This is a genomic window from Stenotrophomonas acidaminiphila (genome assembly GCA_002951995.1).
In the GTDB taxonomy this organism is placed as follows: Bacteria; Pseudomonadota; Gammaproteobacteria; order Xanthomonadales; family Xanthomonadaceae; genus Stenotrophomonas; species Stenotrophomonas acidaminiphila_A.
In genome coordinates, this window is sequence record CP019797.1 from 441,010 (window position 1) to 455,441 (window position 14,432).

Here is a 14,432-nt window from a genome sequence, read left to right on the forward strand (position 1 = left end):
CAACCGCTGGGATGTACATGGAACGCAGGCATTGGGTGATGGTCGTGGCATTGCTGACCGGGGGCGCGCTCGCGGCCAGCTATCTGTGGCCGCCACGGACGCCCTCGGTAGCGCCGGCCGCCACGCCGCTGGGCTGGCGCGCGCAGGTCGCGCTGCTGGCCGGCGACGGCATCGAAGGCGACAGCGTCGGTTCCGGCATGCACAGCCGCTTCAGCGATCCCTGGGGCGTGGCGATGGACACCGGCGGCACGCTTTATGTTGCCGATGCCGGCGACAACAACCGCATCCTCTACCGCTGGCTGGACGGTGTGTTCCACGTGCTGGCCGGCGGCCGCGAGGGCTTCGCCGACGGACGCGGGGACGCCGCCGCGTTCAACACGCCCTCCGGGCTGGCGCTGGACCGCCACGGCAACCTGTATGTCGCCGATACCGGCAACCATGCGATCCGCAAGGTCACCGCGCAGGGCGACGTCAGCACACTGGCCGGCGACGGCGTGGCCGGGTTCGCCGATGGCATCGGCCGGCAGGCGCGTTTCGACGGGCCGATGGGCGTGGCGGTGGATGCGCAGGGGAGGGTGTACGTGGCCGACACCTGGAACGACCGCATCCGCGTGATCGAGCCGGACGGCCGGGTGTGGACGCTGGCCGGCGGCGGCCGCCCCGGCTGGGCCGACGGCCAGGGCGAGGCGGCGCGTTTCGATACTCCCACCGACCTCGCGCTCGCCGCCGACGGCACGCTGTGGGTGGCCGACCTGCGCAACGACGCGCTGCGCACCGTGACCCGCAGCGGCCGCGTCACGACGCGCGCCGGCGGTCCCGGGAGCGCGCGCGTGCTGTGGGGGCCGATGACGCTGGCGCTCACCCACGACGGCGTGGCCTATGTCGGCGAGCGCATCACCGGCCGCGTGGTGCAGGTGTCGCCGGCGGGGCATGTGGTGGCGGTGGCCGGCGATGCGCAGCGCTTCGCGCGCCCGGCGGGCATCGCGCTGGCGCCCGATGGCAGCCTGCTGCTCGGCGACGCCGATGCCTACCGCCTCCATCACCTGCGGCTGCCGGTGGCGGGAATGGCGGCGGCCGAAGCGCCGGTCGGGCCTGCGATGGACAACCCGCTGCCGCGCAACGAAGGGCGCTGGCCGCTGGCGCCGCAGCTGGGCTGGCACGAAGTGGTCGGCACCCTGGGCGAAGTGCGCGGCAACTTCAGCGGCGAAAGCCGCCACCACCTGCACGGTGGCTTCGACGTCCGCGGCGACGTCGGCCAGACCGTGCTCGCCATCGCCGCGGCCAAGGTCAGCAGCCCGGCGGCGACCTGGAGCCTGGGCGGGCAGGCCGAGGGCCTGTCGCTGGACACCGTCGACTACATCCACATGAAGGTCGGCCGCGATACGTCCAACCGCCCGCTCGATCCGGCCCGCTTTCAGCTGGTGCACGACGAGGCCGGGCAGCTGCAGCGGGTGCGCGTGCGCCGCGGTACGCGCTTCCACCCCGGCGATGCGCTGGGCAGCATCAACAGCCAGGCCCACGTGCACCTGGCGGTCGGACCATCGGGTTACGAGCGCAATGCGGTACGGCTGGGCTTCGCCAATTACGCCGACCACGTGCCGCCCCGCATCGACGACATCGCCCTGTTCGACGCCCGCGGCCAGCGCCTGCGCGAAAGCCGCGACGGCCGCCTGCGGGTGCCGCGCGACGCCGGCGGCCTGCAACTGGTGGTCGAGGCCTGGGACCAGGTGGACGGCAACCTGCCGCGCCGCCGCCTCGGCCTGTACGCGCTGGGCTACCAGATCCTCGACGCCGACGGCCGCGCGCTGCCCGGCCACGAACAGCCGCGCATGAACATCGAGTTCAACCGCATGCCGCCGCAGGCGGACGCGGCCAAGGTCGCCTATGCCGAGGACAGCGGCATCACCGTGCACGGCAGCGCGGTGACGCGGTTCCGTTACGTGGTCAGCAATGTGGTGCGCGACGGGCGCCTGGCAGTGGCGGCATGGCAGCCCGCGGACCTGCCACCCGGCGAGTACGTGATCCGGGTCACCGTCCGCGATTACAGCGGTAACGAAGCGGCCGGACGCCGCGACCTACGTATCGTGGTGTCCTGAGCAGGTGCTCAGGCGCCCAGCCGCATCCGCTCGGCCTGCAGGTCATCCACCGCGCGCACTTCGATGCTGCCGTAGGCCGCCCACGGGAACTGCGCGGCGATGCGCATGGCCTCCTCCGCGTCGGCGGCTTCGATCAGGTTGAACCCGGCCAGGATTTCCCGGGTTTCGGCGAACGGGCCGTCGGTGATCCGCGGCTGGCCGTCGCGGATGCGCAGGGTCCGCGCGGTCGCCGGCGGCTGCAGCTTCTGCGACATCAGCACGGTGCCCTGTGCCTGCAGTGCGTCGGCATGGCGCAGGCATTCGCGCATCTGCGCGTCGTAGGCAGGTTGCGGCAGCGCCTCCAGCAGCGCCGGGTCGATATGGATCAACAGCAGGAATTTCATGGCCGGGTCCTGTCGGGAGCAGAGGGCCATGATGGCGCAGGGTGAAGGGTACGCCGCAACCATGAACGTGTTCATGAAAAACATCGCCGGTGTTGTCGATTCCGTCGGCGCTGGTTCGTCGTACCGGAGGTGAAGCGGATCATCCGGTCCGCAACCGGAAGGGCATGGACATGAAAGTAATGGTGATCGTGAAGGCGACGGCCGAGACCGAGGCCGGGGTGATGCCGACCGAGGCCGAGCTGGCGGCGATGGGCGCCTACAACGAGCGATTGGTGGAGGCCGGCATCATGCTGGCCGGCGAAGGCCTGCACCCGAGTCGGCGCGGCGCGCGGGTGCGCTTCGATGGCGCCCGGCGGCAGGTCATCGACGGCCCGTTCGCCGAGACCCGGGAGCTGATCGCCGGCTTCTGGCTGTGGCAGGTCCGTTCCCTGGACGAGGCCGTGGAGTGGCTCAGCCGCGCCCCGTTCGACGCCGACGGCACCGCGCCGGTGGAAGTGGAGATCCGCCCGTTGTTCGAGGCCGAGGACTTCGGCGAGGCCTTCACCCCGGAACTGCGCGCGCAGGAGCAACGTCTGCGCGAGCGCATCGAACGCAACGACTGATCCGACCGCAAGGAGACATGCGATGAAACTGATTCCTTTCCTGGGCTTCAATGGCGACACCCACGACGCCATGGCCTTCTACGCCCGGGCACTGGGCGGCAAGGTGGTGTCGGAGATGAAATACGCCGACATGCCGCCCGGCCCCGACATGGACGGTGAGGCCTGCGGCGGGTACACCCCGCAGCCGGACCACGTCGCGCACTGCCAGGTGGAGGCGGGCGGCGCGATCCTGATGGCCGCCGACGGCCCGCCTGCCCAGGGGCCGTGCGCCACCACCATCAACGTCGACGTGGACAGCGTGGAGGAAGCCGAGCGCGTGTTCGCGGCGCTGGCCGAAGGCGGCCAGGTGCAGATGCCGCTGGCCGAGACCTTCTGGGCCAAACGCTGGGGCATGCTGCTGGACCGCTACGGCAAGCCGTGGATGGTCAACTGCATGAAGCCGATGGACGGGACGCGCTGACGATGGCCCCGCCGCAGATGATCTTCGTCAACCTGCCGGTGCGCGACCTGGAGGCGTCCCGGACGTTCTTCGGCGCGCTCGGCTACACCTTCAACCCGCAGTTCACCAACCAGGACGCGGCCTGCATGGTCATCAGCGACAGCATCTTCGTGATGCTGCTGGTGGAGCCGTTCTTCCAGGGCTTCACGCCCCGGCCGCTGTGCGACGCGCGCAGCCACACCGAAGTCATCACCTGCCTGTCGGCACCCAGCCGCGCGGCGGTGGATACGCTGGTCGACAAGGCGCTGGCCGCAGGCGCGAGCGAACCGATGCCGGCACGCGACTATGGCTTCATGTACCAGCGCGGCTTCCAGGACCTGGACGGCCACCTCTGGGAAATCGCGTACATGGACGGCGCGCCGGGCTGATCCAGCGGCGGCCGGGCCCCGGCGCGGCCGCTTCCGTACCTGCTGCAGCGAGGAGAGGACGATGAGCTACGTGGATGGTTTCGTTTTGCCGGTGCCGCAGGCGCGGCTGGCCGAGTACCGGCGCATGGCGCGCCTGGGTGCCAAGGTGTGGAAGGAGCATGGTGCGCTGGCCTACGTGGAAGCGGTCGCCGACGACGTCAAGCCGGGCAGGCACACCTCGTTCCCGCAGGCGGTCAAGCTCAAGCCGGACGAGGTGGTGGTGTTCGCCTACATCGTCTACCGCTCGCGCGCGCACCGCGACCGGGTCAACGCCCGGGCCATGGCCGACCCGCGCCTGGCCGGCATGGATGCCAAGAGCGTGCCGTTCGACGGCAAGCGCATGTTCTGGGGCGGGTTCAAGGCCTTCGTCGAGGCGTGACCCGCGGCGCGCGCGCTTGCGCGCACCGTGGCTCGGTGGTGTGATCGCGGGCGGATGGATACCCGCGAGATACAGCGCAGGCTCGACACGGTGTGGCGCATGGAGTCGCCGCGCCTGATCGCGCGTCTGGCACGGATGCTGGGCGACCTGGACAGCGCCGAGGAGCTGGCCCAGGACGCGCTGGTCGCCGCGCTCGAACACTGGCCGCGGCAGGGCGTGCCCGACAACCCCGCCGCGTGGCTGATGACCACCGCCCAGCGGCGGGCGATCGACCTGTTGCGCCAGCGCCGCCTGCAGGCCGGCAAGCACGAGGCGATGGCGCATGAGCCGGACCACCAGGGGAGCGTCGTGCGTGACCACGAGCGCGAAGTGGAAGACGACATTGGCGACGACCTGCTGCGGCTGCTGTTCGTCGCCTGCCACCCGGTGCTGCCGGCCGACGCCCGGGTGGCGCTGACCCTGCGCCTGCTGTGTGGCCTGAGCACGGCCGAGATCGCGCGCGCGTTCCTGCTGCCGGAGCCGACCGTCGCCCAGCGCATCGTCCGCGCCAAGCGCACCCTGGCCGAACGCGGCATCGCCTTCGAGGTGCCGCGGCGGCAGGCGTTGCCGCGACGCCTGCATTCGGTGCTGGAGGTGCTCTACCTGGTCTTCAACGAGGGCTATGCCGCCAGCCAGGGCGAGGACTGGATGCGCCCGGCACTGTGCGGCGAGGCGCTGCGCCTGGGCCGGGTGCTGGCCGGGCTGATGCCCGGCTCGGCAGCGGTGCTGGGGCTGCTGGCGCTGATGGAACTGCAGGCGTCGCGGATGAATGCGCGCACCGATGCCGACGGCGCGGCGGTGCTGTTGATGGAGCAGGACCGCGGCCGCTGGGACTGGCTGCAGATCGGCCGCGGCCTGGCCCTGCTGGAGCAGGCGCAGGCACTGGGCGGCGAGGCGGACGCCTATGTGCTGCAGGCGGCCATCGCCGGCTGCCATGCGCGGGCGCGCCGCGCCGACCAGACCGACTGGGCGCGCATCGCGGCGTTGTATGGGCGCCTGGCGGTGGTCATGCCGTCGCCGGTGGTCGAACTCAACCGCACGGTGGCGGTGGCGCGCGCGCAGGGCGCGCAGGCCGCCTGGCCGCTGCTCGAGGCCCTGCAGCAGGACCGCCGGCTGGCGGACTATGCGCCGCTGCAGGCGGTGCGCGGCGATCTGCTCGAACACCTGGGCCGGCGCGACGAGGCCCGCACCGCGTTCGAGCGCGCCGCCGACCTGAGCGGCAACGCCCGCGAACGCGCGGCGCTGCGGGCGCGCGCGGCGAACCTGTAGCCGCGCGTGCCAGCACCCTGGTACGTAGTCGCGGGCTCGTCCGGCACCTGGCTTCGGCGGGAAGGCGCCATGCGGGGCGAGCCCCGCATCTACGGTCCGGCTGCCGTCGCGTGATTGTCACCGCCGCATGCGGGGCAAGCTCCGCATCTACGCGATCCGGCGCGCCGTCGCGTGATGCTCACCGCCGCATGCGGGGCGAGCCCCGCATCTACGGTCCGGCCGCCGTCGCATGATGCTCGCCGCCGCATGCGGGGCAAGCCCCGCATCTACGGGACGCCATGCGTTCCGGCACTGCCCGCGCGGTCGTGGTGCTGGCTACACTGCGGTGGTTGTTCGACCCATTGGAGATGGATGTGAAGCGAATCGTGATCAGCCTGCTGGCAATGTCGGTATCCAGCGCATTGATGGCCGCGCCGCCGAAGTTCGACGGCGCGCGGATTTCCGCCGACGTGAAGGAACTGGCCTCCGACGCCTATGAGGGCCGCTCCCCGGCCACCGCCGGCGAGGCGAAGACCATCGCCTACCTGAGCCGCCAGTTCGCCGAGGCCGGACTGCAGCCCGGCGGCGACCTGCAGGACGGCAAGCGCCTGTGGACCCAGGCGGTGCCGCTGCTCAAGGGCGATATCGTCGGCACGCCGCGGCTGTCGCTGTCCAGCAAGGGCACCTCGCAGGCGCTGACCCAGGGCCGCGAGATCGCGGTGCGCGCGGCGATGAACGGCGCCAGCGCGGTCGCGATCAAGGACGCGCCGCTGGTGTTCGTCGGCTACGGGGTCAAGGCGCCGGAGCGCAACTGGGACGATTTCAAGGGCGTGGACCTGAAGGGCAAGATCGCGGTGGTGCTGATCAACGACCCGGACTTCGAGACCGGGACCGGCGACTTCGACGGCAAGGGCATGACCTACTACGGCCGCTGGACCTACAAGTACGAGGAGGGCGCGCGCCAGGGCGCCGCGGGCGTGCTGATCGTGCACGAGACCGCGCCGGCGTCCTATGGCTGGGCGACGGTGGCCGGATCCAACACCAACACCATGTTCGACGTGGTGCGCGACGATCCGGCCGCGGCGCATCCGCCGCTGGAAGGCTGGATCCAGCGCGACCTGGCGGTGGACCTGTTCAAGCGCGCCGGCCTGGATTTCGAGGCGCTCAAGAAGCAGGCGCAGTCGCGCGATTTCCGCCCGGTGGAACTGAAGGGCGAGGCGTTCTCGGCCGACTACGCGGTCAAGACCGAGGTCATCACCTCGCACAACGTGGTCGCGCGCCTGGAAGGCAGCAGCCACCCGGACGAGACCGTGCTCTATTCGGCGCACTGGGACCACATCGGCGTCGGTAAGCCGGACGCGCGCGGCGACCGCATCTTCAACGGCGCGCTGGACAACGCCAGCGGCACCGCGGCACTGCTGGAGCTGGCCCGCGGCTTCGCCAAGGCGCCGCGCCCGCAGCGCTCGGTGGTGTTCCTGGCGGTGACCGCCGAGGAAAAGGGCCTGCTGGGGTCGGAGTACTACGCCAGCCACCCGCTGTACCCGCTGGGCAAGACCGTCGCGCTGATCAACATGGACGGCATGGCGCCGTTCGGCCCGTCGCGCGACTTCGGCATCTATGGCTCGGCGCGCTTCGAACTGCTGGACCAGCTCAAGGACGTGGCCAAGGGCTGGGACATCCGCTACACCCCGGACCCGAAGCCGGAAGCCGGCCTGTTCTTCCGCTCCGACCACTTCCCGTTCGCCAAGCGCGGCGTGCCGGCGCTGTCGTACTCGGCCGGGCAGGACTGGATCGACGGCGGCGTGGCGGCGGGCAAGAAGGCCTCGGACGACTACACCGCCAGGCGCTACCACCAGCAGGGCGACGAATGGCAGCCGGACTGGACCTTCGCCGGCGCCGCGCGCGACCTGGAAGTGGTCTACACGCTCGGCGAGCAGCTGGCCAATTCGCGTGCCTGGCCGAACTGGAGCGCCGGCGAACCGTTCCGCGCGGTCCGCGACGCCAGCGCCGACGAGCGCCGCTGACCCCGCCCGGTGGCGCCCATCCGGCCCGGATGGACGCCGCCTGTGCCCGGACGCCGCCCCGCAACGGGCGGCGTCCGCGTTTCCGCCCGCCGGTTCCAGCCGCCGGCACCCGTGTTCGTTCCCCCGATTCCCGTCTTCGTCGCAGGGCGCTTGTGCATGGCGGCCCAGCGCCTATGCTCGCCACCACTGTCCAGCCGGGAACACCGCCGCCATGATCGCCAGCCTGTGGTTCTGCTTCCGCATCCTCGTGGCCTGGGCGCTGGCGTTGATCGTGCTGGGCATCGTATGGGCGCAGGTCTTCGGCGACCCCGGCGCGATATTCGCGTTGCTGGTGATCGGCGTGCTGGCGATGGCGGCGATCAGTGCCGCCAGCCATCTGCACCGGGTCAAGCTGACGGCGGGCCGCCTGGACCACGACAGCCTGTCCAGCCGCCAGCGGCGCCAGATCGAACTGCCGTTCGACGCCGGGCAGGCGTTCGCGCTGGTCGAGTCGGTGATCGCGGGGCTGCCGCGCGTCACCGATATCGAAAGCTCGCCCGGCAGCCTGCAGCTGCGCGCCAAGCTCGTGCGCGTGGATCCCTACAACATGAGCCCGCCCTCGCGCTGGAACCCGCGGTCGTGGCTGGCGATCAAGCGCAACCAGGTGTCGGCGACGGTGACGCCCGGCCAGGGCACCAGCAGCGTCTCCCTGCTGTTCGAGCCCGAGGCCGGCGCCTGGGCCGACCTGCTGATACCGGACGAGGGCAGCAACCGCGAGAACGCCGAGGCGGTCAGTCGCGCGATGCGCCGGCGCGTGGCCGAGCTGCGCCGCGACGAACGCGAGACGGCCGAGCGCACCGAGGCGGAGAAGGAACTGAGCGTGGCGCGGTTGAACCTGCTGCATGCGCAGGTCGAACCGCACTTCCTCTACAACACCCTGGCCAACGCGCAGGTGCTGACCCGCACCGATCCCGAACGCGCCGAACGCATGCTCGGCCACCTGATCCAGTATCTGCGCAGCTCGCTGCCGGGCATCGACCAGTCGCTGTCGACCCTGGGGCAGGAGCTGGAGCGGGTGCAGGCCTACCTGGAAATCCTGCGCATCCGCATGGGCGCGCGGCTGGCGGTGCGGATCGACGTGCCCGAAGCGCTGCAGGACGTGGTGCTGCCGTCGATGGCGCTGCAGACGCTGGTGGAGAACGCGATCAAGCACGGGCTGGAACCCAAGCCCGGTGGCGGCACGATCTGGGTGCTGGCGCGCGAGGCCGATGGCCAGGTCCACCTCACCGTGGCCGACGACGGCCAGGGCGTCGGTGGCAGCAGCGGCGGCGGCACCGGCATCGGCCTGAAGAACCTGCGCGAGCGGCTGCGGCTGGGCTGCGGGGCGCAGGCCGGCTTTGCCCTGGTCTCCAACTTCCCCAGTGGCGCGGCGGCCACGATCACCCTGCCGCGCAGGCCGCCCACGGCACAGGCCGCGGCGGCCGCCGCCATCCAGGTACCGGAGCTGCCCCATGCAACTTGATGCCCTGGTCGCCGAGGACGAGCCGCTGCTGCGCCAGGCGCTGGTGGCGCAGCTGCAGCGGCTGTGGCCGGAACTGCGCGTCGCCGCCGAATGCGAGGATGGCGCCGCCGCACTGGAGGTGCTGGAAACGCTGCGGCCGGACCTGGCGTTCCTCGACATCCGCATGCCCGGCGTCACCGGCATCGACGTCGCCCGCGCGCTGGAAACGCTCAGCCCGCGCACCCAGGTGGTGTTCATCACCGCCTACGACCAGTACGCGATCGATGCCTTCGAGCGCGGTGCGGTCGATTACCTGCTCAAGCCGGTGGCCGACGAACGCCTGCTGGCCACGCGCCAGCGGGTGCTCGCGCGGCTGCAGGCCGGTGCGCCGGACCGGCGCCTGCTGGACCAGTTGCTGGAACAGCTGGCGCGGCAGCCGGCCGCCAGGACCAGCGCGCCGCCGCCGGCATGGATCACCGCCAGCAACGGCCGCGAGACGCGGCTGGTGCTGCTGGAGGACGTGCTGTATTTCCGCGCCGACAGCAAGTACACCGCGGTCGTGACCGCCGACGAGGAACTGCTGCTGCGCAGCTCGCTGCGCGAGCTGGCACAGGTGCTGGACCCGCAGTGCTTCCGCCAGGTGCACCGCTCCACCATCGTCAACATGAAAGCGGTCGCGGCAGTGAGCCGCGACGACAGCGGCCGTGGCGTGCTGCGGCTGAAGGCGCGCAGCCAGACGCTGGTGGTCAGCCAACCGTTCATGAGCCTGTTCCGCGGCATGTAAGCCCCGTCCGCGGCCCGTACAAGGAGAAGTGCCATGCAGTACCTGACGTTCCTGCTCGGCAGCCTGCTGGCGATGCTGGGCTACCGCGAACCCCAGGGGCAGACCTCGATCGTCCGCGTCAGCGGCGAGCAGGCCGTGCTCAGCCGCACCACGGTGTCCGGCGACCATGCCCGCTTCCAGTGCCTGCAGAGCCAGAGCGGCAACTGCTTCTACCGGCTCTACCGCGAGCACTGCCGCGACCAGGCGGGCGGGGAGCTGTGCCAGCGGCAGGCGCTGGGCGATTTCAGCCTGGTGGTGGGCGGGGTGCGCGACGTGCAGGGCCTGCCGCATGGCTTCGGCCAGCAGGTGCGGGCCCACAACGCGCAACGCCGCGACTGAGCGCGGCGTTGCGGGAGCGAGGCAGCGGCAGCGGGGGTCAGAACGCCGGTTGCAGGCGCAGCCCGTCGTCGCCGATGTGGTTGAGCTTGCCGACCAGTTCGGAGTGCTGCCGCATGCGGCCCAGCTCGCGCATGATCCGGATGTCCTCGTGGCGCAGTTCGCGGCGGGCCGCCACCGCCTGCTTGTAGTCGAGCACTTCGGGGTAGTGCTGGGCCATCTCCAGCGCTTCGGCCACGGTTTCCACGCTGTCGGCGTCGGAACTGATGCGGGCGCGGCTGTTGAACGCCTTCATCCAGCGCTCGAAGCCGGCGGTGTGGTCGAACATGTTGGCCATGAACCAGATCACGAACAGGATCGACACCCACGAGCCGAACACGATCACCACGCGGGTGAAGGTGATATGGAAATCATCGCGCCACAGGTAGTTGGTGATCAGCCCCAGGATCAACAGCGAGGACGCCTGCCAGAGCACGATGGACGCCATCAGCCACTGGCACTTGGCCTTGGCCAGTACCGACACCTCGTCGCGTATCTGTTCGTCGCTGAGGTTCTTCCAGTGTTCGACCTGTTTCTCGAACGGACTGCGGTACAGCTCATTGTCCTGCAGCAACAAACCCAAACCCTTGAACAACGCGATCATGTGGAGCTCCTTGCAGATACTGGCTGGAACGAGCGACGGATACGGCGTGGAACGATCTGGCGGCTCCAGTTCTAGCACTTTCGCGCCGCTTGGCAATGGGCGCGATGCGATGACGCCGCCGCGCGGCCGCGGACCGGCGCACGCCCGGCCCCGGAGTTTTGCGGTGCGTCATCGTGCAAGTGGCGGAATCGAAAATCGAAAGGGAAGCGACATGCTGCGGACGCACATGCGGCGCGAGGGGGCCGGACGCGGCCATTGCCCGGGCGGGCCGGCCGTCGCGCCGTGGCCGCCGCCGCCGGCGTGCGCGGCCGTTCCACTACGATGTGGCGCATGTCGCTCCTGTCCACGCCCGTGTCCTCGGTGGTCACCGCGCAGATCCGGCGCTGGGTGCTCGACGCCTTCCCGCGCGAACCCAGCGGCATCGATTACGACGCGCCGGCCGGCGACCCGGGCTGGTTCGGCCCCGACAGCGTGACCTGGCGCATCCATTCCGAATTCCCGGGCATGCTCGCCGGCGGCCTGTGCGCGCTGATGCTGCAACTGCTGCACCCGCGCGCGCTGGCCGGCGTCTACGACCATTCCAACTTCCGCCACGACCTGGTCGGGAGGCTGCGCCGCACCACCGCGTTCGTCGCCGGCACCAGCTACGCCCCGGCGGCCGCGGCCCAGGCACTGGTCGACCGGGTCCGGCGCATCCATGCAGGCGTCACCGGGACCTTGCCCGATGGCCGCGCGTATGCCGCCGACGATCCGGAACTGCTCACCTGGGTACACGTCACCGAGGCCTATGGTTTCCTCGAAGGCTGCCGCCGCTATTGCCGCCAGGTGCCGGCAGCCATCGCCGACCGCTATTACGCCGAATACCGGCGCGTGGCCGAGGCACTGGGCGCGCGCGCGGTGCCGGCCAGCCAGGCGCAGGTGCGCGCGTACTTCGCCGCGCAGCAGCCGCAGTTGCGCATGGATGCGCGTTCGCGCGAGGTGCTGGCGGTGCTCGAGGGCGTACGCCTGCCGGTGCCCTTGCCGGGGGCCTCGCGCGACCTGTTCCTGTCCGCGGGTGCGGCGCTGTTGCCGGACTGGGCACCGCCCCTGCTCGGGCGCCGCCGCGGCCAGCAGCTGCGCGCGGCGCTGGCCGCGCGCCTGCTGCGCGGGTCGGCGCCGTCGTTCCGCGCCGCGCTGGGCGACGGCATCGCCGCGCGCGCCTGCCGGCGCATGGGCCGCGACCCGCAGCTACTGCTGCACTGGCCGCCGTGACCCCGGAACACCAGGGTCAGGCGCGGATCGCCGCGCGCACGCGCTGGCGCAGGCGCCGTGCCGCGCCGCGCCCGGCGGGCGGCGCGGCGTCACCAGACCTTGACCCGCTTGTCCGGGGCCAGGTACAGCGCCTGGCCTTGCTCCACCCCGAACGCCGGATACCATGCATCGAGATTGCGCACGGTCAGTGCGCGGAACTGGCCCGGCGCGTGCACGTTGGTCAACAGCGAGTTGCGCAGCGCCTGTTCGCGCATCTTGCTGCGCCAGGCCTGGGCGAAGCCGAGGAAGAAGCGCTGGTCCGGGGTGAAGCCCTCCAGGTCCTGCGCCGGCTTGCCCTGCCGCGCCAGGCGGTAGGCGTCGTACGCGGTCGCCAGCCCGGCCACATCGGCGATGTTCTCGCCCAGGGTCAGGCGGCCATTGACGTGCACCCCCGGAAACGGCGCGTAACCGCTGAACTGCGCGGCCAGCGCGTCGCCGGCGGCGTTGAACTGCTTCAGGTCTTCGGCCGTCCACCAGTTGTGCAGCCTGCCGGTCTCGTCGAACAGCGCGCCGGCGTTGTCGAAGCCGTGGCTGATCTCATGGCCGATCACCGCGCCGATGGCGCCGTAGTTCACCGCGTCGTCGGCCGCTGGGTCGAAGAACGGCGGCTGCAGGATCGCGGCCGGGAACACCAGCCGGTTCTCCAGCGGCACGTTCATCGCGTTGATGGTCTGCGGCAGCATCGCCCATTCGCCGTGGTCCACCGGCTGGCCGAGCTTGGCGATGTTGCGCCGGTACTCGAACAGCGCCGCGCGCTGCGCGTTGCCCAGCGCGTCGTCGCGCTTCACTTCCAGCGCGCCGTAGTCGCGCCACTTGTCCGGGTAGCCCATGCCCACCTTGAGCCCGGCGACCTTGGCCTTGGCATGCGCCTTGGTTTCCGGCGACATCCACTGCAGCGCGTCGATGCGCCTGGCGAAGGCGGCGATGATGTTCCTGGCCATCTCGTCGGCGCGCGCCTTGGTGGCGGCGTCGAAATGACGCGCGACGTAGAGCTTGCCGACCGCCTCGCCAAGGGCGTTGTTGGTCTCGTCGACGGCGCGCTTCCAGCGCTCGCTCTGTTGCGGGGTGCCGCTCATCGCGGTGCCGTGGAAGGCGAAGTGCGCATCGGCGAATGCCTTGGGCAGGTACGGCGCGGCCTCGTCCAGGGCACGGAACGCGAGGTATTCCTTCCATGTGTCCAGCGGTTCGCTGGCGACCAGCCTGGACAACCCGGCCACCGCCCGTGGCTGCCAGACGATGAAATCCTGCTGCGCCGACAGGCCGGCCGCGTCCAGGAACGCCGCCCAGTCCAGGCCCGGCGCCTTCGCCGCCAGCTCGGACTGCGTCCAGGCATTGGCGCCCTTTTCGACGTCGTTGGTTTCTTCCTGGGTGGCGTGCGCGCGCGCGATCCGCGTTTCCAGCGCGACGATGCGCGCGGCCTTGGCCGCGGCGGCGCTGTCCCCGGACAGTTCCAGCAGCCGCGCGACATAGCCCTCGTAAGCCTTGCGCAGCTCGGCCATGCGGCCGCCTTGCAGGTAGAAGTCGCGGTCGGGCATGCCCAGCCCGCCCTGCACCAGGTAGGGCACGTTGCGGTCCGGCTGCAGCAGGTCCACCGACACCCACAGGCCGAACAGGTGCGGGGTGTAGAAATGGGTGGCGTTGAGCAGGTCGACATCGGCGCGCAGGCTGGCGCCCAGTGCCCGCGCCAGCGCCTGGCGGTCGCCGATGCCGGCGATGGCCTGCAGCTGCGGCTGCAGCGGTGCCACGCCACGCGCCTCGATGCCGGCCTCGTCCATGAACGCGGCGTAGTAGTCGCCGATCCTGCGCGCCTCGCCGTCGCTGGCGCGCGTGGCTTCTTCCAGGATCGCGCGGGTGTCGCCCAGGGTCTTCTCGTAGATGATGTTGAAGCTGCCGTAGCTGGAACGGTCGGCCGGGATCGCGGTGCGCTGCACCCACTGGCCATTGGCGAAATCGAAGAAGTTGTCGCCGGCGGCCACGCTGCGGTCCATGCCGGAGACGTCGAAGCCGAAACTGCCCAGTTGCGGCCGGGCGCTGGCAACCGGGGTGGCGGGGGCGGCAGCGTCGCCGGTGGGGGCCTTGCCGCCGCCGCAGCCGCCCAGTGACAGCGCGGCCCCGAGAGCGAGTGCGAGGATCGAACGTTGCAGGGCCATGGCGGTTCCGGAATCTGGGATGGAGTGCGCAGT

14 protein-coding genes are annotated in these 14,432 nt (G+C 71.0%); 11 read left to right on the top strand and 3 right to left on the bottom strand.

The features are described from left to right. Positions 1 to 17: 17 nt before the first annotated feature. The gene (locus B1L07_01850) at positions 18 to 2,096 is read left to right on the top strand and encodes a gluconolaconase (protein ID AUZ56403.1); all 2,079 of its coding nucleotides are present in this window, start codon (positions 18 to 20) and stop codon (positions 2,094 to 2,096) included. A gap of 8 nt (positions 2,097 to 2,104) precedes the next feature. Here the strand turns inward: B1L07_01850 and B1L07_01855 are convergent, their stop codons facing one another. After that, complete coding sequence (locus B1L07_01855) at positions 2,105 to 2,479, bottom strand: hypothetical protein (protein AUZ54082.1); 375 nt, start codon at positions 2,477 to 2,479, stop codon at positions 2,105 to 2,107. Positions 2,480 to 2,649: 170 nt separating this feature from the next. Between B1L07_01855 and B1L07_01860 the strand changes: the two genes are divergently transcribed. The 9 genes from B1L07_01860 to B1L07_01900 all read left to right on the top strand — a co-directional run bounded on the left by B1L07_01860 (position 2,650) and on the right by B1L07_01900 (position 10,319). Next, complete coding sequence (locus tag B1L07_01860) at positions 2,650 to 3,081, top strand: dehydrogenase (GenBank protein AUZ56404.1); 432 nt, start codon at positions 2,650 to 2,652, stop codon at positions 3,079 to 3,081. Between the two features lie 22 nt (positions 3,082 to 3,103). Next, the gene (locus tag B1L07_01865; GenBank protein ID AUZ54083.1) at positions 3,104 to 3,541 is read left to right on the top strand and encodes a hypothetical protein; all 438 of its coding nucleotides are present in this window, start codon (positions 3,104 to 3,106) and stop codon (positions 3,539 to 3,541) included. Beyond that, complete coding sequence (locus B1L07_01870) at positions 3,538 to 3,948, top strand: glyoxalase/bleomycin resistance/extradiol dioxygenase family protein (protein ID AUZ56405.1); 411 nt, start codon at positions 3,538 to 3,540, stop codon at positions 3,946 to 3,948. Before B1L07_01865 ends, B1L07_01870 begins: the two co-directional genes overlap by 4 nt. 61 nt (positions 3,949 to 4,009) lie before the next feature. Continuing rightward, positions 4,010 to 4,366 carry an RNA signal recognition particle gene (locus tag B1L07_01875; GenBank protein AUZ54084.1) on the top strand — a complete coding sequence of 119 codons (357 nt, stop codon included), beginning with the start codon at positions 4,010 to 4,012 and terminating at the stop codon, positions 4,364 to 4,366. Between the two features lie 54 nt (positions 4,367 to 4,420). After that, entirely contained in the window at positions 4,421 to 5,674 is a 1,254-nt protein-coding gene (locus B1L07_01880; protein ID AUZ54085.1) for an RNA polymerase subunit sigma-24, read from the top strand. A gap of 353 nt (positions 5,675 to 6,027) precedes the next feature. Then, a complete protein-coding gene (locus tag B1L07_01885) occupies positions 6,028 to 7,677 on the top strand; it encodes a peptidase M20 (GenBank protein AUZ56406.1) in 1,650 nt (549 codons plus the stop codon). A 211-nt stretch (positions 7,678 to 7,888) separates the two neighbouring features. After that, positions 7,889 to 9,178 (top strand): sensor histidine kinase, encoded by a 1,290-nt coding sequence (locus B1L07_01890; GenBank protein ID AUZ54086.1) that lies wholly within the window; start codon positions 7,889 to 7,891, stop codon positions 9,176 to 9,178. After that, a complete protein-coding gene (locus B1L07_01895) occupies positions 9,168 to 9,941 on the top strand; it encodes a DNA-binding response regulator (GenBank protein ID AUZ54087.1) in 774 nt (257 codons plus the stop codon). The genes B1L07_01890 and B1L07_01895 overlap by 11 nt, the downstream gene beginning before the upstream one ends. A 33-nt stretch (positions 9,942 to 9,974) precedes the next feature. Beyond that, positions 9,975 to 10,319, top strand: coding sequence for a hypothetical protein (locus tag B1L07_01900; GenBank protein ID AUZ54088.1), 345 nt, complete (start codon positions 9,975 to 9,977; stop codon positions 10,317 to 10,319). Positions 10,320 to 10,356: 37 nt separating this feature from the next. On the opposite strand, the gene B1L07_01905 is transcribed toward B1L07_01900, so the two are convergent. Then, positions 10,357 to 10,959 (bottom strand): hypothetical protein, encoded by a 603-nt coding sequence (locus B1L07_01905; GenBank protein AUZ54089.1) that lies wholly within the window; start codon positions 10,957 to 10,959, stop codon positions 10,357 to 10,359. Positions 10,960 to 11,289: 330 nt separating this feature from the next. On the opposite strand from B1L07_01905, the gene B1L07_01910 reads away from it, so the two are divergent. Beyond that, positions 11,290 to 12,210 carry a hypothetical protein gene (locus tag B1L07_01910; protein ID AUZ56407.1) on the top strand — a complete coding sequence of 307 codons (921 nt, stop codon included), beginning with the start codon at positions 11,290 to 11,292 and terminating at the stop codon, positions 12,208 to 12,210. An 89-nt stretch (positions 12,211 to 12,299) separates the two neighbouring features. Here B1L07_01910 and B1L07_01915 read toward each other — a convergent pair whose 3' ends face one another. Beyond that, the gene (locus B1L07_01915; protein AUZ54090.1) at positions 12,300 to 14,399 is read right to left on the bottom strand and encodes a peptidase M13; all 2,100 of its coding nucleotides are present in this window, start codon (positions 14,397 to 14,399) and stop codon (positions 12,300 to 12,302) included. Positions 14,400 to 14,432 lie beyond the last annotated feature (33 nt).